Here is an 18,483-nt window from a genome sequence, read left to right as displayed (position 1 = left end):
TCTTGGCCGAACGGCCAGGCAAAGCGCTGGTCAATAAAAATCGGCTATAGTGTAGCGATTGACGGCGGATTTCTTTTTCTTCGCCGGCAATAAAGTCAACCTGCAAAAAAACACGGAGTTTGCTATGAGCAACAAAGGGCAATTGTTACAAGACCCGTTTTTGAACGCACTGCGTAAAGAGCACGTGCCGGTCTCGATCTATCTGGTCAACGGCATCAAGCTTCAAGGGAACATTGAATCGTTCGACCAGTACGTCGTGTTGCTCCGGAATACGGTAACCCAGATGGTCTACAAGCACGCTATCTCGACTGTCGTGCCTGCCCGTCCGGTGAATTTCCACCCGGATTCCGAATCGTCCTAACCCTTCGTCGCGGCCGGTCGAGCCTCGTCCGCAGGCGACACTGCCCGGCCGCTTCATTTTGACATCCACTAATTTGATCAACGCAGCGCTTGTCGGCATCGACTTCGGCAAGATCGATTTCGAAGCCAGTCTCGAAGAACTCAGCCTGCTCGCGCAAAGCGCGGGCGCCCATCCCGCCGTCACTCTCACCGGTCGCCGTTCCAGCCCCGACGCTGCGATGTTCGTCGGCAGCGGCAAAGCGGAAGAATTGCGCCTCGCGTGCGAAGCGAACGACGTCGACATCGTCATCTTCAATCACGCGCTCGCTCCCGCGCAGCAACGTAATCTGGAGCGTACGCTTAACAGACGTGTCGTCGACCGTACCAGCCTGATCCTCGACATCTTCGCGCAACGCGCGCGCAGCCATGAAGGCAAGCTGCAGGTGGAACTCGCGCAACTGCAATACCTCGCAACGCGACTCGTGCGCGCGTGGACCCACCTCGAGCGTCAAAAAGGCGGTATCGGCCTGCGCGGTCCCGGCGAAACGCAGCTTGAGACCGACCGCCGGCTGATTGGCGAACGCATCAAGATGCTCAAGGGGCGGCTCGAAAAGCTGGGTCGCCAGCACGGCACGCAGCGTCGCGCGCGGGCGCGCAACCGTACGATGTCGGTGTCACTCGTCGGCTATACGAACGCGGGCAAGTCGACGCTATTCAATGCGCTGACCAAGGCACAGGCGTACGCGGCCGACCAGCTGTTCGCCACACTCGATACGACCTCGCGCCGCGTGTATCTGGGCGAAGAGGTGGGCCAGATCGTCGTATCGGACACCGTAGGGTTCATCCGCGAGCTGCCTCACCAACTGGTGGCGGCGTTCCGCGCGACGCTAGAAGAAACCATTCATGCCGATCTGCTGCTGCACGTCGTCGACGCATCGAGCGCGGTGCGACTAGACCAGATAGATCAGGTCAACGACGTGTTGCGTGAGATTGGCGCGGACGCGATCCGGCAGGTGCTCGTGTTCAACAAGATCGACGCGGTGCCTGAGCTGGCGGCCCGAGGCGACGCGGTTGAAAGGGACGAGTATGGTAATATTTCGCGCGTCTTTTTGAGCGCGCGCACGGGGCAAGGGCTGGACACACTGCGCGCTGCCATCGCCGAAATCGCAACGGCCGAGCAACTTCCGGAGCCTGACGGTCTACTGTCGGAGGGAGATCCGAGAGCGGCCGTCATTCATCAAGCACAACGCGATGATGCAGGCGAAGACTACCGCGACGACCGCAAGATCCCAGACACGGGCGCCGACCCGTTCCAATTGCACTGACCCGCTGTCTACTCTGGTGAACGAACACAGGTGAACGATTACAACGAGCGGAGTATCTGGCTGCGTGTGCGCGCCATGTTGTCGCTGAACGACCCCCGCTGGGGCCGGGGTGAAGGCAATGGCGACCGCCAGCGTCTGAACGATTCGAAGCGTCCGCCCAACGGCAAGGACAGCGAAGGTCCGCCCGATCTCGACGAAATGTGGCGCGACTTCAATCGACGTCTGTCGCGCATGTTCGGCCGCAAGGGCGGGGGCGGCGGTCCGCGTCCGGACAATGGGCGCGGCGCACGCATCGGCGTGGGCATCATCATCGGCGTGCTGGTCGCCATTTATCTTGGCAGCGGCGTGTTCGTCGTGCAGGACGGCCAGGCGGCCGCGGTGCTGCGCTTCGGCGAGTTGCGCGGCACGGCCGGCCAGGGCGTGCATTGGCGCATGCCTTATCCGTTCGAATCCCATGAAATCGTCAACGTCGGCCAGGTGCGCTCAGTGGAAATCGGCCGCAACAACGTCGTGCGCCTCGCGAACGTGAAAGACGCGTCGATGCTCACGCACGACGCCGATATCGTCGACGTCCGTTTTGCTGTCCAGTACCAGATCCGCAAGCCGACCGATTACCTGTTCCGTAGCGCCGATGCCGATCTGAGCGTCACCCAGGCGGCACAGGCGGCTGTGCGGCAGATCGTCGGTTCGCGCAGTACCAACGACATCCTGTATCGGGATCGCGAGGCGATTCGCATTCAATTGTCGGAAGCGATCCAGCATTCGTTGGACGAATATCACACGGGTCTCGCCGTGACGGGCGTGACGATCCAGGGCGTGCAACCGCCCGACCAGGTGCAGGCCGCCTTCGACGACGCTACGAAGGCACGTCAGGACCGTGAGCGTACCAGGCGCGATGCCGAAGCCTATGCAAGCGACCTGCTGCCGCGCGCGAAAGCGGAAGGCGAGCGAATGATCGCGGACGCGAAGACGTACAGCGAGCGCGTCGTTGCGCAAGCGGAAGGCGACGCCGAGCGCTTCAAGGAGGTCTTTGCGCAGTATTCGAAGGCGCCTGCCGTGATCCGCGACCGGATGTACCTCGAAACCATGCAGCAGATCTTTTCGAACACGACGAAGGTATTCGTCGATAGCAAGTCGGGCAGCAATGTGCTGTACCTGCCGCTGGACAAGCTCGTCGAGCAGACACGCCAGCGCGCGGCCGAGGCCGCAGCGGCGAATCCGGCGTCGGCAGCGCAGGCTGTGCCTTCCCCGCAGAACCAGCCAAACGCACCAAGCGCGCAGGGCGCAGCGCAAGGCGGCAATGCGCCGACCATCATCACGCAGCCTGCCGCACCCGTCAGCAGCGCAAGTCAGGCGGCAGCCGCGAGCGACGCCTTCCGTTCGCGCGATTCGTTCCGCAGTCGCGGCCGCGAAGACGATCTGCAATAAGGAGCGCCAAATGAATAAAATCGTTGCGCTCGTCGTGGCCATCGTCATCGTGCTGTTTGCGGCATCGTCGATGGTGTTCGTTGTCGACCAGCGGCATATGGCCGTCGTGTCGGCGCGCGGCGACGCCGCGCCGGTGCTCGCCGGTCCGGGTCTGCACGTGAAGCTGCCGCCGCCGTTGCAAACCGTGACGTCGGTGGACACGCGCATCCAGTCGCTCGATACGCCGGATGAAGACCGCTACGCCACGTCCGACAAGACAGACTTGCTCGTCAATCCCGTCGTCAAGTTCCGCGTGTCGGATCCCGTCAAGCTCGTCTCGGAAACGAAGGGTGACGTGCAAAGCTTGCCCGAACGTCTCGCGCTGCTCACGCGCGGCGCGCTCGGCGACGCGTTTGCGAAGTACACGCTGCCGGACGCGCTCGCGAAGCAGGACGCGATCGGGACGCAAGCGCGCGACAACATGCAGAAGGGCGCGGCCTCGCTGGGCGTCGAGATCGTCGACGTGACGCTCACGCGCATCGACTTTCCGGCGGCAATGGCAGACTCCGTCTACAAGCGGATGATCGCCGCACGCGAAGAGATTGCGAACCGGGAACGCGCGGAAGGCGCGTCGGAAGCGGACAGGGTCAAGGCGGACGCAGCACAGCAGCAGCAGGCGGTGCTCGCCGATGCGTACAAGCAGGCGCAGGCGATCAAGGGTGAAGGCGACGGCAAGGCAGCGTCGATTGCCGCTGAAGCGTACGGCCAGGATCCGCAGTTCTACCGGTTTTACCAGAGCATGCAGGCGTACAGGAACAGCTTCAAGCCGGGCGACGTGATGGTCGTCGACTCGAGCAGCGAGTTCTTCCGCTTCATGCGCGGCCCGGACGGCGGCACAGCCGTCCCATCGACTTCCGGCGCGCCGACGGGCGCGCACAAACACTGATTACCGGAACGCCGCGGCATACGAATCGCGGCGGCCTCATCGCATGGACATAGCCGGCTCGTTATTGCTCGCGATCGCACTAATGCTGATCATCGAGGGGATGTTTCCGTTCGTGTTTCCGGGCGCCTGGCGCGACACGTTTCGTAAAATAGCGGAGCGCCCGCCGCACCATATCCGGATCGGCGGATTGATCGTCATGGTGCTGGGGCTGTTGCTGCTGCTGATCGCGACGTAGACGTCGCGGGACTATCGGGCGTCGCTCACGAGGCGACGTCCCGCTTCGTTTTTGATGATCGCGGCTTGCGCCGCAGCGCGCCGACGGGCATCGGGTGGCACCGCGCCCCAGCCTTGCCGGGCGCATGACAGGGCGGTGCATCGTCGGCCCTTCGAAGCAACATCCGCCGCGCGCCAGCGCCTTTCGTGCGCTCACGCGTATGCGTCGCTCCCATCATTCCCAACGGCGTTGTGATGACGCCGGATTCACCGTCGTAGGACTGTATCGATGTCGACCTGGTTACTTCCCGAGAATATTGCCGACGTGTTGCCGTCGGAGGCACGCAAGATCGAAGAATTGCGCCGCCGGCTGCTGGACCGGTTTCGCGCCTATGGCTACGAAATGGTCATGCCGCCGCTGCTCGAATACCTCGAGTCGCTACTGACGGGCGGCGGCCGCGACCTGAACCTGCGCACCTTCAAGCTCGTCGACCAGCTGTCGGGCCGCACGCTCGGGCTGCGCGCCGACATCACGCCGCAGGTTGCGCGCATCGACGCGCACCTGCTGAACCGTCAGGGCGTGACGCGTCTGTGCTACGCGGGCAACGTGCTGCACACGCGTCCGCGCGGCCTACATGCGACGCGCGAGCAGATCCAGATCGGTGCCGAAATCTACGGTCATGCGGGTCTCGAAGCCGACCTGGAAATTCAGCAACTGATGCTCGACGCGCTGCATCTCGCGGGCCTCGGCCGTGTGCGTCTGGACCTGTGCCATGCCGCCGTGCTGGGTGCGCTGGTCGACAGCGAGCCCGCTGCTGCCGAACTCGGCGAGTCGCTGTATGAAACGCTCGCGGGCAAGGATGTGCCGCTCTTGACCGAACTGACGGCAAACCTCCCGCCCGTCACGCGCGATGCTCTGCGTGCGCTGCCCACGCTGTACGGCGACGCGACGGTGCTCGAAGAGGCGCGCGCGCGCTTGCCGAACGCGCCGGAAATCTCACGCGCGCTCGACGATCTCGCGTTTCTCGCGCAGCAGGTCGGCGGCGCGGAAGTGATGATCGATCTGGCCGATCTGCGCGGCTACGCGTATCACAGCGGTGTGATGTTCTCGGCATATGTCGACGGCGTGCCGAATGCAGTCGCGCGCGGCGGTCGTTACGACAAGGTCGGCCAGGCGTACGGGCGCGCTCGTGCTGCGACGGGCTTTTCGCTGGATCTGCGCGAAGTCGCGCGCATTTCGCCCATCGAGGCGCGCAGCAGTGCGATCCTCGCACCGTGGCAAGCGGGCGAAGCGTTGCGTACGAGCGTTGCAGCGTTGCGCGATGCCGGCGAAGTCGTGATCCAGGCGCTGCCGGGTCACGATCACGCGCTCGACGAATTCGCGTGCGACCGCGTGCTGGTCGAGCGCGACGGCCAGTGGGTGGTCGAGTTGAAGTCCTAGTGTGGTGAGTGCGCGCGGCGTCATGCGAAACGTGACGCCGCAACGATCTGAATGCCCGCCCGCCACCGGCCGCAGCGACGGCCTTTGGACGATGCGGTTCATCCATGCCTTTGAGCGGAAACGGAAATTCTGGACAACAGTCGGCGAAAAAATCCGGAAGCTTCCTCGAACATAGGTAAAATACGTTTTTAACCAGCTTAAGAAACAACATGTCTGCCAGCGCAGTGAATGTGAACCCTGGGCGCAATGTCGTCGTCGTGGGTACCCAGTGGGGTGATGAGGGCAAAGGCAAGATCGTTGACTGGCTCACGGACCACGCGCAAGGCGTCGTTCGTTTCCAGGGCGGTCATAACGCCGGTCATACGCTCATCATCGGCGGCAAGAAAACCATCTTGCGTCTGATTCCGTCGGGCATCATGCGCCCGGGCGTCGCCTGCTACATCGGCAATGGCGTCGTGTTGTCTCCGGAAGCGCTATTCAAGGAAATCGAAGAGCTGGAATCGGCCGGCATCGACGTGCAAAAGCGTCTCTTCATTTCCGAAGCCACCACGCTGATTCTCCCGTACCACGTTGCCATCGACCAGGCGCGCGAAGCACGCAGCGGCGCCGGCAAGATCGGCACGACGGGACGCGGCATCGGCCCGGCCTACGAGGACAAGGTCGCGCGCCGCGGTTTGCGCGTGCAGGACCTGTTCGAGCCGAAGGCTTTCGCCGAACGTCTGCGTGCGAACCTCGATTTCCACAACTTCGTGCTCACGCAATATCTGGGTGCGCCGGCTGTCGACTATCAGCAGACGCTCGACATGATGCTGAGCTATGCCGACCGTCTGAAGCCGATGGTGACGGATGTGTCACGCCGTCTCTATGACGAGAACCACGTGGGCAACAACCTGCTGTTCGAAGGCGCGCAAGGCACGCTGCTCGATATCGATCACGGCACGTATCCGTTCGTGACGTCGAGCAATTGCGTCGCGGGTGCGGCGACGGCGGGCGCGGGCATCGGCCCGCAAAAGCTGGACTACATCCTCGGTATCACAAAGGCGTACTGCACGCGTGTCGGTTCGGGTCCGTTCCCGAGCGAACTGTATGACGCGGACAACGCGAACCGGCAGGAAGAGGTCGGCCTGACGCTCGCGAAGGTCGGCAAGGAATTCGGCTCGGTCACGGGTCGTCCACGCCGCACCGGCTGGCTCGACGCTGCCGCGCTGCGCCGTGCGATCCAGATCAACGGCGTATCGGGTCTTTGCATCACGAAGCTCGACGTGCTCGACGGCCTCGACGAAGTGAAGCTGTGCGTCGGGTATACGATCGATGGCAAGGACGCCGACATCCTGCCGCGCGGCGCGTATGAAGTGTCGCGCTGCGAGCCGGTGTACGAAACCTTTGGTGGCTGGAAGGAAAGCACCGTCGGCATCAAGGAGTGGAACAAGCTGCCCGCCAACGCTCAGGCGTATCTGACGCGCGTGCAGGAAGTGGCGGGCGTGCCCATCGACATGGTTTCGACGGGTCCGGACCGCGACGAGACCATTCTTCTGCGTCACCCGTTCAAGGTTTAACGCATGATCCAGGGTGTACCGATGATTGAAATGAAGGATCCGCGCAACGACGAGCGCAATCTGTGGGTCGGCTGGGACGAATATCACAGGCTGATCGAGTTGCTGGCGCTCGCCGTGCACGAATCGGGCTGGAAGTTCGACAAGATTCTGTGCCTCGCGCGCGGTGGGCTGCGCGTCGGCGATCAGCTGTCGCGCATTTACGATCTGCCGCTTGCGATCCTCGCGACCAGTTCGTACCGCGAAGCGGCGGGCACGGAACAGGGCGAACTCGATATCGCGCAATACATCACGATGACGCGCGGCGAACTGTCGGGCAACGTGCTGCTGGTCGACGATCTCGTCGATTCCGGCGTGACCCTCGCGCGCGTGCAGCAGCACCTGAAGGAACGCTATCCGGCAATTACGTCGGTGCGTTCTGCCGTGCTGTGGTGGAAGGCGTGCTCGAAGGTGAGGCCGGATTACCACGTCCAGTATCTCGGCACCAATCCGTGGATCCACCAGCCGTTCGAGGAATGGGACACGGTGCGTCCGCACAACCTGAGCGCGTGGATCAAGCGCGGTCAGGAGCGTTCGACGGACGTCAGCTAGCATCAGGCCGCCGTCGCGCGTGTCGATGGCCGCGAATTGCGGCCGTATGGAACGGAGCCCTGCGAGGCTCCGTTTTTGTCTATGTCTCTCCCGCGAAAAGATGAGCAGGGCGGCGGCGTGCAAAATGATCGGCAAAAAATGACAACGTCTCCCTTGACACGCGCAAACGCAGGCCGGAACAGGGTCGCGATGCTACACTGAACTGTCGTTACGCGATTGCGTGGCGTCCGTACAACGGGCCGGATGGTGGGCTTTGACGCCACTATTCTTTAGAATAGCGTTCGTTTTTGCCGCTCAGGAACGGATTCTTTTCGCGTTTATGACAGATAACCCTCACGTCCCCAAGCAGCCCTTGCCATCGCTTGCAGTTGCTGCGATCGGCGTGGTCTTCGGGGATATCGGCACAAGCCCGCTGTACTCGCTGAAAGAAGCCTTCAGCCCATCCCACGGTATTCCTCTCACCGAAAGCTCCATTCTCGGCGTGATTTCGCTGATGTTCTGGGCGATCGTCGTCGTTGTCAGCATCAAGTACGTGATGTTCGTGATGCGCGCCGACAATAACGGCGAGGGCGGGGTGCTCGCGCTGATGGCGCTGTCGCTGCGCTCCTTCGACACGAAGAGCAAGGCAGCGGGCCTGCTGATGATGCTCGGCATCTTCGGCGCCTGCATGTTCTACGGCGACGCGGTGATCACGCCGGCCATTTCGGTGATGTCCGCGGTCGAAGGTCTGGAGATTGCGGCCCCGAAGCTGTCGCATCTGGTGCTGCCGCTCACGATGGTGATTCTCGTGCTGCTGTTCTGGATCCAACGCCACGGGACGGCGATGGTCGGGCGGCTGTTCGGCCCGATCATGGTGCTGTGGTTCGTGACGCTCGCGGTGCTCGGCGTGTCGCATATCGTGCAATCGCCGGAAGTGATCAAGGCGCTCAATCCGTACTACGCGTTCTCATTCATGTCGGCGCACGTGTTGCAGGCCTACGTGGTGCTCGGTTCGGTCGTGCTCGTGCTGACGGGCGCGGAAGCGCTCTACGCCGACATGGGCCACTTCGGTGCGGCGCCCATCCGCTGCGCGTGGTACGCGCTCGTGATGCCGTCGCTGGTACTGAACTACTTCGGCCAGGGCGCGCTGCTGATGCACGACCCGAAGGCGATCGAGAACCCGTTCTTCCTGCTCGCACCCGACTGGGCTCTGCTGCCGCTCGTCGTGCTGTCGACGGTTGCGACCGTCATCGCGTCGCAGGCGGTGATTTCGGGCGCGTATTCGCTGACCAGCCAGGCGATCCAGCTCGGCTATGTGCCCCGCATGAAGATCCTGCACACGTCGGAACTTGCGATCGGGCAAATCTACGTGCCTGTCGTCAACTGGATGCTGCTGTTCATCATCCTGTGCATCGTCATTGCGTTCAAGAGCTCGGATAATCTGGCCGCGGCTTACGGTATTGCGGTGACGGCGACGATGGTGATCACGACGATCCTCGCGAGCGTCGTGATGGTGAAGGTGTGGAACTGGAACAAGGGCGTCGTGGCGCTGATCATCGCGGCCCTGATGATCGTCGACCTGGGCTTCTTCGGCGCGAATCTGCTGAAGGTGGCAGAGGGCGGCTGGCTGCCACTCGGCATTGGTGCGCTGCTGTTCTTCCTGCTGATGACGTGGTTCAAGGGGCGCATGATCGTAAAGGAGCGCACGGCAGCCGACGGTATCCCGCTGATGCCTTTCGTGCAGGGATTGCTCGCACATCCGCCGCATCGCGTGTCGGGGACGGCGATCTATCTGACGGGCAGTGCGACGCTGGTGCCGGTGAGCTTGTTGCACAATCTCAAGCACAACAAGGTACTACACGAGCGGACGATCTTTCTGACGTTCATCACGCGGGATATTCCTTATGTCGATGACAAGGACCGGCTGACGGTGAAGGACGTGGGCGGCGGGCTGTTTCTCGTGAAGGCCGCGTATGGCTTTAACGAGACGCCTGACGTGAAGGCTGTTCTAGAACAGATCAGCGTGTCACATGACATGTCGTTCGAGTTGATGGACACGTCATTCTTTCTGGCGCGCGAGACTGTCGTGCCGACGCAGTTGCCCGGCATGTCGGTGTGGCGCGAACGCGTGTTCGCGTGGATGCATCAGAATGCGGCCAAGCCGACGGATTTCTTTAGTATTCCCGCGAATCGGGTGGTCGAGTTGGGGACCAAGATCGAGATCTGAGGTTTTAGTTTTAGGCTGCGACGCAGTCGCCGGTCTGTTTCTTGTGGGTTTTTTTGCTGGCATTCCGCGTTTTGCCTTCGTGATTCAGGCGTTGCCGCTGTGCGAGCAACGCCGGCAAACCGAAAACATAGCGCCGCTGCCAGCGCGTCAATCCCGCAATACCCACCCTTACCGCTTCAATTTGGCGAAAGCAGCAGCCATCGCATTAACGGGCTCGGCGTCCCGAGACCGGGACTGCTGCGCCCGGGCACCTGCGCCGCCCGACCGCCCACCCCGATCCTGCTGCCCCGCGCGCGCCGCCGCGCCACCACCGCTGGCAGCAACATCGTCGTCCATCCGCATCGTCAACGAAATCCGCTGACGCTTGACGTCGACCTCCAGCACCTTCACCTTGACGATCTGCCCGGCCTTCACGACTTCGTGCGGATCCTTGATGAACTTCGTCGACATTGCCGACACATGCACGAGTCCATCCTGATGGACACCAATATCGATAAACGCACCGAACGCGGCCACATTCGTCACGACGCCTTCGAGCACCATGCCGGGCGACAGATCCGAAATCTTCTCGACGCCTTCACGGAACGTCGCTGTCTTGAACTCGGGGCGCGGATCGCGGCCCGGCTTCTCGAGTTCGGCGAGAATGTCGCGCACCGTCGGCAGACCAAAGCGCTCATCGACGAATTCGGCAGGCGACAGCCGTGAAAGCGCATCGCGATTGCCGAGTACCTCACCGATGTTCTTCGCGATCTTCGCCAGCATCCGCTCGACCACGGGATACGCTTCCGGGTGCACCGAAGAACGATCGAGCGGATTCTCGCCGCCGTTAATCCGCAAAAAGCCTGCAGCCTGCTCGAAAGTCTTGTCGCCGAGGCGCGGCACCTTGCGCAGATGCTCGCGCGTCGGGAACGGGCCGTTCGCATCGCGATAATCGACGATGTTGCGCGCGAGCGTCGCGTTCAGGCCGGACACGCGTGCAAGCAGCGCGACGGACGCCGTATTCGCATCTACGCCGACCGCGTTCACGCAGTCTTCGACGACGGCATCGAGCGAACGCGCGAGTTCGCGCTGGTTCACGTCATGCTGATACTGGCCGACGCCGATCGCCTTCGGCTCGATTTTTACGAGTTCCGCCAACGGGTCTTGCAGGCGTCGTGCAATCGACACCGCGCCGCGCAGCGATACATCCAGTTCCGGGAATTCCTTCGCGGCCAGCTCCGACGCCGAGTACACCGACGCACCCGCTTCCGACACGACGATCTTCTGCAGCTTCAGCTCGGGATGACGCGTGATCAGTTCGCTCGCCAGTTTGTCCGTTTCACGCGATGCCGTGCCGTTGCCGATACTCACCAGTTCCGCCTGCGTCTGCGCGGCAATGCGCGCGAGTTTCGCGAGCGAGCCGTCCCAGTCGCGACGCGGCTCGTGCGGATAGATCGTATCGGTCGCGAGCAGCTTGCCCGTGCGATCGACGACGGCTACCTTCACGCCCGTGCGCAGGCCCGGATCGAGGCCGATCACGGCCTTCGGGCCGGCCGGTGCGGCGAGCAGCAGATCCTCCAGGTTGCGCGCGAACACGCGGATCGCCTCGCTTTCGGCTTCCTCGCGCAGATTCGTCAACAGTTCGTTTTCGATGTGCGGCTGCACCTTCACGCGCCAGCACCAGCGGCACACGTCCGCCAGCCACTTGTCGGCGGGACGGCCCTGATTCGCAATGCCGAAGTGCCGCGCGATCATCGCTTCGCCGGGATGCGGCACCTGTGCGTCCAGTTCTTCGCCAAGCCCGAGCTTGATCATCAGCACGCCCGCATTGCGGCCGCGGAAGAGCGCGAGCGCGCGGTGCGACGGCACCGTGCGGATCGTTTCGGAATAGTCGTAGTAGTCGCGGAATTTCTCGCCTTCGTCGCCTTCCTTGCCTTCGATCACCGTCGACGTCAGGACGCCTTGATTGAACAGATAGTCGCGCAGCTTGCCGAGCACGTCGGCCGTTTCGCCGAACTGCTCCGAGAGGATGTCACGCGCACCGTCGAGCGCGGCCTTGACGTCCGCGATGCCTTTCTCGGCGTCGACATATTGCGCAGCTTCCGTCTGCGGATCGAGCAGCGGATTGGCGAGCAGCGCCTCGGCGAGCGGCTGCAGACCGGCTTCGCGGGCGATCTGCGCGCGCGTGCGGCGCTTCGGCTTGTACGGCAGATAGAGATCTTCCAGCACCTGCTTGCTGTCGGCGGCTTCGATCGCGGTGCGCAACTCGTCCGTGAGCTTGCCCTGCTCATCGATGCTCGCGATGATCGCGGCGCGACGGTTTTCGAGTTCGCGCAGATAGAGCAGGCGTTCTTCGAGCGTGCGCAGTTGCGTGTCGTCGAGATTGCCGGTGACTTCCTTCCGGTACCGGGCGATAAACGGAACAGTCGCGCCTTCGTCGAGAAGGGCCACCGCGGCCGCGACCTGGCGCGGTTGGACGGTGAGTTCGGTGGCGATGCGCTGTACGATCTTGAGTGCTACGGTGTCCGTCATAGGGTCTTGATGTTCCTGCCGGATTCGACTGTGGCCGCGCTGCGCGAGAGGCGTGGCGGCCGGGTTGCTGAAAAGGCGCGCAAGCGCGTGAAAGCTCGTTGAAGCGGGGCATTTTGCCATAAATGACCGAGCGCTCAAGCGCGGGGTGATAGAATTTCAGGCATGTTCCGTTGCCCATCTACGACGTTGCCAACCTCCCGCATTTCGCCCGGATCCTCGCTTCGATCCCCGTTCGCATCGCCCGTTTCCAGGCCGCCAGTCGGCTGCGTCGCTTTCGGGTTGGCCGCGTCAATCCGACGTGTTGCGTTTGCCGCATCGCTCGCGTTCGTCGCGTGTGCGGCGGTCGCACCGGCAATGGCAAATGCGCAGCAGATCGCACAGGATGCATCGTCGGCGGTGGCGGGTGGTGCGGCTGCCGGCGTGCCGGCTTCGAACGATTTCGAGTTGCGACAGAAAGCGCTCGATGCACGCACAGCCGACAACAACTACCGTTACGCCGTCGCCCAGCACAATTGTTATAGCAAGTTTTTCGTCAATCATTGCCTCAACTCCGCGCGCGACGACATGCGCGTGGTTGCCGCCGACATCCGCAAGGAGCAACTCGCGCTCGACGACGAAAAACGCATGGAGCATGCGCGTCAACGCGACGAACAGGCCGCCGTCAAACGCGCGCAGAACGAAGCCGAGGCGCCCGCGCGTGAAGCGCAGGACGCGCGCAACGCGCAGGCTTACGAGGACAAGCAGCGTCAGCATCAGCTGAACCAGGCGCAGCGAGATGCCGAGGCGCCGCAGCGCGCCGCGAACGAGCAGGCGTATCAGCAGAAGCAGCAACAGCACGCTATCGATCAGGCGCAGCGCGGCATCTCGCCGTCGCAGGCGGCCGCGAACCAGAAGGCCTATGACGCGAAGCAGGCCGACTTCCAGCGCAAGCTCGACGAGGCGCATCGTCAGGCCGCGCAGAAGGCGCAGGAGCGCGTCGAGAAGCAGCAGCGCTACGAGCAGAAGCAGACGGAGGCGACGCAGCACAAGGCCGATGTGGAAGCGCGTCAGAAGCAGGCGGGCGAGAAAGCCAAACAGAAGCAGGAAGAGCAGGCGAAGCAGCAACAGCAGCTCGAACAGCAACAGCAGCTCGAACAGCAACAGCAGCTCGAACAGCAACAGCAGCTCGAACAGCAACAGAAGCAGCAACAGCAGTAAGCATCAGTCAGTAGCATCAAGTCAGTAGCATCAAGTCAGCAACAGCCGTAACGCGTTTCAGGCCGGACAGCAACCTCGAGCGGAGCGACCGCGCAGCGCGGCCTTCGTCATTTCGAAAGAGGAGGCGAGCATGCGCGACCATCATCGCGTCATCGACGCGGACACACTGCGCGACCGTATTTTGCAACTGGAATCGGAGCACAGCGGACTCGACCGGTTGATCGACAGAATGTCCGAGGAACCCGGCATCGACGACCTCGAGATACAGCGCCTGAAAAAGCGCAAACTCAAGGTCAAGGACACCATCATCTTGCTGCAACTGCAGCTTGAACCGGAAGCACGCAACTGACAGCGCGGCCAGGCAGGCGCCGGACCCGTTCAGTGTGTGGTGCGCCGGACTTTGCAGGAATCGCTTGCCTTGAACTCACCGCTTCAATCTTCTTCCCGGACGGCGTCGGACGATGACGCATCGGGTGCCGCGTCGCCGGCTTCCGCCGAGCGTGCCACCAAAGGCGCGTTGGGCGGCGGCGCGCTGGCCGCGTCACTGACTCACAAGCGGTCGTCGGAACTCGCCGACATCTTCGCCGCTGATGGGCTGCTCGCGCGTCAGATCGACGGCTACCGGCCGCGTGCCTCGCAGATCGAGATGGCACGCGCCGTCGCGGCCGCGATGGAAGCCTCGGGCCGCGCGATGCCCGAGCCCGCGATGTTCGAAGCACAGAAGCGGCCGGCGCGGCGTTTGCAACACACGTCGTCGGCGTCGGCAACGGATGCGCCGGCGGACCAGGCATCGTCTCCGGAAGGCGCTCTGGAAGGCGGCGAAAACACGCTGATCGTCGAAGCCGGGACGGGCACGGGCAAGACGTATGCGTATCTCGTGCCCGCCATGCTATGGGGCGGCAAGGTCATCGTCTCGACGGGCACGAAGCACCTGCAGGATCAGCTTTTTCTTCGCGATATTCCGACTGTGCGCGACGCGCTTGCCGTCCCTGTGTCGGTTGCGATGCTCAAGGGCCGTGCGAACTATTTGTGCCACTACTACCTGCAACGCACGGCGGACAACGGCCGCTTGCCGTCGCGGCAGGAGACGTCGTATCTGCAGGACATCATCCGCTTCGCGAAGATCACGCGCACAGGTGACAAGGCCGAGCTCGCGAGCGTGCCGGAGACGGCTGCCGTGTGGTCGATGGTGACATCGACGCGCGACAACTGCCTCGGTCAGGAATGTCCGCACTATAAGGACTGTTTCGTGATGCAGGCGCGCCGCGAAGCGCAGCAGGCCGATATCGTCGTCGTGAATCACCATCTGTTTTTCGCCGACATCATGTTGCGTGATACGGGCATGGCCGAACTGCTGCCGACGGCGAACACGGTCATCTTCGACGAAGCGCATCAGCTGCCCGAAACCGCGACGCTGTTTTTCGGCGAGACGCTGTCGACCACGCAGTTTCTCGAACTCGCGCGCGACTCGGTGGCCGAAGGTCTCGGTCACGCACGCGACGCCGTCGACTGGGTGAAGCTCGGGGCGGCGCTGGAGCGCTCCGCGCGCGACGTGCGGCTCGCGTTCAAGGAAGATTCCGTGCGCCTGTCGATCGGACAGTTGCCCGACGATCATCCGCTATTCCCCGCGCTCGAAGCTGTCGAAACCGAACTCGATGCACTCGCCAGCGCGCTCGCCGGGCAGTCGGAACGGGCGGAGTCGCTGGGGGCGCTGCTGCGCCGTGCGCGCGAGTTGCAGGAGGTGCTGGCCGGCTGGACCGCGCCGCCGACGGAAGCGGAACGTGACGCGGCATCCGATGCCGGAGCGGCACCAGAGAAAAGCGATCCAAACGAGAAGGTGCGCTGGATAGAAGTGTTCTCGCATACCGTTCAACTGCATGAAACGCCGTTGTCGGTCGCCCCTATTTTCGCGAAGCAGCGCGCGGGCGTGCCGCGCGCATGGGTCTTCACGTCGGCGACGCTGTCCGTGCGCGGCGACTTCACGCACTACGCAGCGCAGATGGGCCTCAATTCGCGCCGCTCGATGACGCTGCCCAGTCCCTTCGATTACGGTACGCAGGGCTTGCTTTACGTGCCGCGCAATCTGCCGCAGCCGTCGTCGCCGATGTTCACCGACGCCGTGTTCGATGCCGCGCTGCCTGCCATCGAAGCGTCGGGTGGCGGGGTGTTCATGCTCTGTACGACGCTGCGCGCCGTCGATCGCATTGCATCGAAATTGCGCGACGTGATCGAGTCGCGTGGCTGGAACATGCCGCTGCTCGTGCAGGGCGATGCAAGCCGCACTGAACTGCTTGATCGTTTTCGCTCGTATGGCAATGCGATCCTCGTGGGCAGCCAGAGCTTCTGGGAAGGTGTGGACGTGCGCGGCGATGCGTTGTCGCTCGTCGTGATCGACAAGCTGCCATTCGCGCCGCCAGACGACCCCGTGCTATCCGCGCGCCTCGATGCGCTGACGAAGAAAGGTTTGAGTCCGTTTGCCGTGCATCAGCTGCCGCAGGCGGTGATTACCCTTAAGCAGGGCGCAGGGCGTCTGATCCGCTCGGAGACCGATCGCGGCGTGCTGATGATCTGCGACACGCGCCTCGTGGACAAGCCGTATGGACGCCGTATATGGCAGAGCCTGCCGCCGTTCAAGCGCACGCGCGAGATGGACGTCGTGCGCGAGTTTTTCGAAGAGCGGGGGCAGGCTTAAGAAGGCCGCACCCGTTGCCATCCATGCATGATGTTTGCCGGTGCAACGGGTCATTCATCGCGCTTCAGATACATTGCGAAGTGTCGCGGCTCGACGACAATAGAAGCTGAAACGCATCGAATGAATTGAGGCCGGATAATCGATATCAATATCGGGGCCGTTATCAGGCAGATTAGCGGGCAAAGAAACGCAGGCACATAAAGCAAAACGCCACGGACTGAAATCCGTGGCGTTTTGCTTTTGCCCGGGAAGCCCTCGGACTTCCCGTTGCAGTTTTCGCCCTGAAGGCGAACCCTGTGCTACAGCTTACTGGCTTGCGCCCGAAGCCGGAGCAGCTGCCGAAGCAGCAGCGTCCGAAGCAGCAGCGCCTGCATCCGAAGCAGCCGTCGAAGCCGAAGCAGCAGCGTCGCTCGCAGCAGCAGCAGCGCCCGAAGCAGCAGCAGCCGAATCCGAAGCAGCAGCAGCCGGTGCCGAAGCGGCAGCAGCGTCGCTAGCCGGGGCAGCTGCCTGGTCGCTGCTCTTGTTGCATGCAGCCAGTGCCACAGCTGCCAACAGGGATGCTACGAGGAGGGATTTCTTCATGATCACGTCCTTTTATGGTTAAAGGTAAGCAACAGCGCAAAATAAAACCGGTAATGTGCTCCAACACCGACCTGGGCCGCTGGTGGAGACCGCACTTCATGAGCGTGAATCTTCCCTACGGCTTGGGCGGAAATTATATGCACTTTCATATCGACCGTCGACAAATCCGGGGCCAATACGTTGTCTTTCTCAGACAATTTTTCGCTATACGGTATGACAGCGGAGCGAATCTTATCTCAGTTCACCCGTCTGTATCCAGCCCGCACGATACCACTCGTGTAGCAGTGCTGTCACCGACGATTGCTGTGAGAGTGTTACAAAGCGTTTCGCACTCATATAGCGGTTGTCGGCGAGTTCAATCACCCATTTTTTAACGCCGGACAACCGGCTTTCTTCTCCATTCAGGTAATAAGAGCGAGTGTCGTAAAGCAGCACAGTTTTGCGATCGAGCCGCACGCCTTCCTTGCTGGCGCGCTTAAAAAAACGCGCCTGGTTGAGCGGTTTTTCAGGCGGATCGAACACGACGCTCGGCTTCGGTTCACTCAGATAGGTGCCCAGAAACGCCGAAACGTCCTTCTCGCTCCAGTCGATCTTAGCAAGGATTGCGCCCACGCGGTCCACGAGCGCAGCGGGCAGTGCCGCGGGGTTCGCGACAGCCGGTTGCTGCGGATCACGATACAGCGCAGCGCCATCGCCGGAGCCATTCGCTTCGCCGCGCTCGGCAAGGTAGTAGAGGAATTGCGCGGCCAGTTCAGCTGTCGATGGCGCACGGAAACCGATTGAGCACGTCATGCATTCGCCTTCCGCAACGCCGTCATGTGCGATGTGGGGCGGCAGATAAAGCATGTCGCCCGGCTCCAGCACCCATTCTTCTTCCGGTTCGAAGTGTTGAAGCACTTTCAACGGCAGACCCGGTTGCAACGTCAGGTCGCGTTGCGCGCCGATTCGCCAGCGACGCTTGCCGTGCACCTGCAACAGGAAGACATCGTAAGAGTCGAAGTGAGGACCGACGCCGCCGCCGTCCGTCGCGTACGAGATCATCAGATCGTCAAGGCGCGCATCGGGCGCGAAGCGAAAACGGTCGAGCAGTGCGCGTGCGCGGTCGTTATGCAGGTCGACGCCTTGCACGAGCAAGGTCCACGCGCGTTGTTTGACGGACGGCAATTCATCTGCAGCAAACGGACCATGCTCGAGTTGCCATTTGTTGCGAAAGTGGGTGATGAGACGTGACTCGACTTCGTCCTGATCGGCCAGTTCGAACAGTTCGTCGCGCGAGAGCGGCGCTGCGATTTCGGGAATGGCCTGACGGATGAGCAGCGGCTTTTTCTGCCAGTAGCGCCGCATGAATTGCGATGGTGTCAGATTGCCGAGCAGCGCTGCAGGCTGATCAGGCGACGGTGCGCAAGACATGTAAGCGGAAGCCGGGGATGGAGGCGCTGAACCTGTGCCAGCGAGGTAGTCAGGGGGCCGCACGGGCATC

General features: G+C 62.5%; 15 protein-coding genes. 12 read left to right on the top strand and 3 right to left on the bottom strand.

Annotated features, from left to right (window positions below):
- The first annotated feature begins 124 nt into the window (after positions 1-124).
- The 9 genes from hfq to BPHY_RS07170 all read left to right on the top strand — a co-directional run bounded on the left by hfq (position 125) and on the right by BPHY_RS07170 (position 10,021).
- A complete protein-coding gene (hfq, locus tag BPHY_RS07210) occupies positions 125-361 on the top strand; it encodes an RNA chaperone Hfq (protein ID WP_007580427.1) in 237 nt (78 codons plus the stop codon).
- 58 nt (positions 362-419) lie between these two features.
- The gene (gene hflX, locus BPHY_RS07205) at positions 420-1,664 is read left to right on the top strand and encodes a GTPase HflX (protein ID WP_012400810.1); all 1,245 of its coding nucleotides are present in this window, start codon (positions 420-422) and stop codon (positions 1,662-1,664) included.
- A gap of 30 nt (positions 1,665-1,694) precedes the next feature.
- Entirely contained in the window at positions 1,695-3,092 is a 1,398-nt protein-coding gene (gene hflK / locus BPHY_RS07200; protein WP_012400809.1) for an FtsH protease activity modulator HflK, read from the top strand.
- Positions 3,093-3,102: 10 nt separating this feature from the next.
- Positions 3,103-4,017, top strand: a complete 915-nt coding sequence (gene hflC / locus BPHY_RS07195) for a protease modulator HflC (protein ID WP_012400808.1) — start codon at positions 3,103-3,105, stop codon at positions 4,015-4,017.
- A gap of 43 nt (positions 4,018-4,060) precedes the next feature.
- Entirely contained in the window at positions 4,061-4,252 is a 192-nt protein-coding gene (locus BPHY_RS07190) for a DUF2065 domain-containing protein (protein WP_012400807.1), read from the top strand.
- A 267-nt stretch (positions 4,253-4,519) separates the two neighbouring features.
- Entirely contained in the window at positions 4,520-5,671 is a 1,152-nt protein-coding gene (locus BPHY_RS07185) for an ATP phosphoribosyltransferase regulatory subunit (RefSeq protein ID WP_012400806.1), read from the top strand.
- Positions 5,672-5,880: 209 nt separating this feature from the next.
- On the top strand, positions 5,881-7,227 hold the full coding sequence (locus BPHY_RS07180) for an adenylosuccinate synthase (protein ID WP_012400805.1): 1,347 nt from the start codon (positions 5,881-5,883) through the stop codon (positions 7,225-7,227).
- A 3-nt stretch (positions 7,228-7,230) separates the two neighbouring features.
- Entirely contained in the window at positions 7,231-7,815 is a 585-nt protein-coding gene (locus tag BPHY_RS07175; RefSeq protein WP_012400804.1) for a phosphoribosyltransferase, read from the top strand.
- A gap of 319 nt (positions 7,816-8,134) precedes the next feature.
- Positions 8,135-10,021, top strand: coding sequence for a potassium transporter Kup (locus BPHY_RS07170; RefSeq protein WP_012400803.1), 1,887 nt, complete (start codon positions 8,135-8,137; stop codon positions 10,019-10,021).
- A 168-nt stretch (positions 10,022-10,189) separates the two neighbouring features.
- On the opposite strand, the gene BPHY_RS07165 is transcribed toward BPHY_RS07170, so the two are convergent.
- Positions 10,190-12,532: a Tex family protein gene (locus BPHY_RS07165; protein ID WP_012400802.1), complete on the bottom strand. Its 2,343-nt coding sequence runs from the start codon at positions 12,530-12,532 to the stop codon at positions 10,190-10,192.
- A 162-nt stretch (positions 12,533-12,694) separates the two neighbouring features.
- Here BPHY_RS07165 and BPHY_RS07160 point away from each other — a divergent pair, with 162 nt between their 5' ends.
- From BPHY_RS07160 to BPHY_RS07150, 3 genes are all read left to right on the top strand, one after another.
- Positions 12,695-13,729, top strand: a complete 1,035-nt coding sequence (locus BPHY_RS07160) for a hypothetical protein (protein ID WP_052306065.1) — start codon at positions 12,695-12,697, stop codon at positions 13,727-13,729.
- Between the two features lie 130 nt (positions 13,730-13,859).
- Entirely contained in the window at positions 13,860-14,078 is a 219-nt protein-coding gene (locus BPHY_RS07155; RefSeq protein ID WP_012400800.1) for a DUF465 domain-containing protein, read from the top strand.
- A gap of 69 nt (positions 14,079-14,147) precedes the next feature.
- Complete coding sequence (locus BPHY_RS07150; protein ID WP_012400799.1) at positions 14,148-16,421, top strand: ATP-dependent DNA helicase; 2,274 nt, start codon at positions 14,148-14,150, stop codon at positions 16,419-16,421.
- Between the two features lie 306 nt (positions 16,422-16,727).
- On the opposite strand, the gene BPHY_RS44190 is transcribed toward BPHY_RS07150, so the two are convergent.
- Positions 16,728-17,003, bottom strand: coding sequence for a hypothetical protein (locus BPHY_RS44190; RefSeq protein ID WP_082427479.1), 276 nt, complete (start codon positions 17,001-17,003; stop codon positions 16,728-16,730).
- Positions 17,004-17,234: 231 nt separating this feature from the next.
- Positions 17,235-18,482, bottom strand: a complete 1,248-nt coding sequence (locus tag BPHY_RS07140; RefSeq protein WP_041763408.1) for a cupin domain-containing protein — start codon at positions 18,480-18,482, stop codon at positions 17,235-17,237.
- Between the last annotated feature and the right edge of the window lies 1 nt (position 18,483).

It is taken from the genome of Paraburkholderia phymatum STM815 (assembly GCF_000020045.1).
GTDB classification, from domain to species: Bacteria; Pseudomonadota; Gammaproteobacteria; order Burkholderiales; family Burkholderiaceae; genus Paraburkholderia; species Paraburkholderia phymatum.
The sequence above is the reverse complement of the archived record's forward strand: the minus strand, read 5'-3'. Positions and strand labels throughout refer to the sequence as shown.

What these genes read in the sequence shown, in the direction of transcription:
- hfq (WP_007580427.1), top strand. Translation starts at nt 125, where the DNA reads ATGAGCAACAAAGGGCAATTGTTACAAGACCCGTTTTTGAACGCACTG.
- hflC (WP_012400808.1), top strand. Translation starts at nt 3,103, where the DNA reads ATGAATAAAATCGTTGCGCTCGTCGTGGCCATCGTCATCGTGCTGTTT.
- BPHY_RS07190 (WP_012400807.1), top strand. Translation starts at nt 4,061, where the DNA reads ATGGACATAGCCGGCTCGTTATTGCTCGCGATCGCACTAATGCTGATC.
- BPHY_RS07185 (WP_012400806.1), top strand. Translation starts at nt 4,520, where the DNA reads ATGTCGACCTGGTTACTTCCCGAGAATATTGCCGACGTGTTGCCGTCG.
- BPHY_RS07180 (WP_012400805.1), top strand. Translation starts at nt 5,881, where the DNA reads ATGTCTGCCAGCGCAGTGAATGTGAACCCTGGGCGCAATGTCGTCGTC.
- BPHY_RS07175 (WP_012400804.1), top strand. Translation starts at nt 7,231, where the DNA reads ATGATCCAGGGTGTACCGATGATTGAAATGAAGGATCCGCGCAACGAC.
- BPHY_RS07170 (WP_012400803.1), top strand. Translation starts at nt 8,135, where the DNA reads ATGACAGATAACCCTCACGTCCCCAAGCAGCCCTTGCCATCGCTTGCA.
- BPHY_RS07165 (WP_012400802.1), bottom strand. Translation starts at nt 12,532, where the DNA reads ATGACGGACACCGTAGCACTCAAGATCGTACAGCGCATCGCCACCGAA.
- BPHY_RS07160 (WP_052306065.1), top strand. Translation starts at nt 12,695, where the DNA reads ATGTTCCGTTGCCCATCTACGACGTTGCCAACCTCCCGCATTTCGCCC.
- BPHY_RS07155 (WP_012400800.1), top strand. Translation starts at nt 13,860, where the DNA reads ATGCGCGACCATCATCGCGTCATCGACGCGGACACACTGCGCGACCGT.
- BPHY_RS44190 (WP_082427479.1), bottom strand. Translation starts at nt 17,003, where the DNA reads ATGAAGAAATCCCTCCTCGTAGCATCCCTGTTGGCAGCTGTGGCACTG.
- BPHY_RS07140 (WP_041763408.1), bottom strand. Translation starts at nt 18,482, where the DNA reads ATGCCCGTGCGGCCCCCTGACTACCTCGCTGGCACAGGTTCAGCGCCT.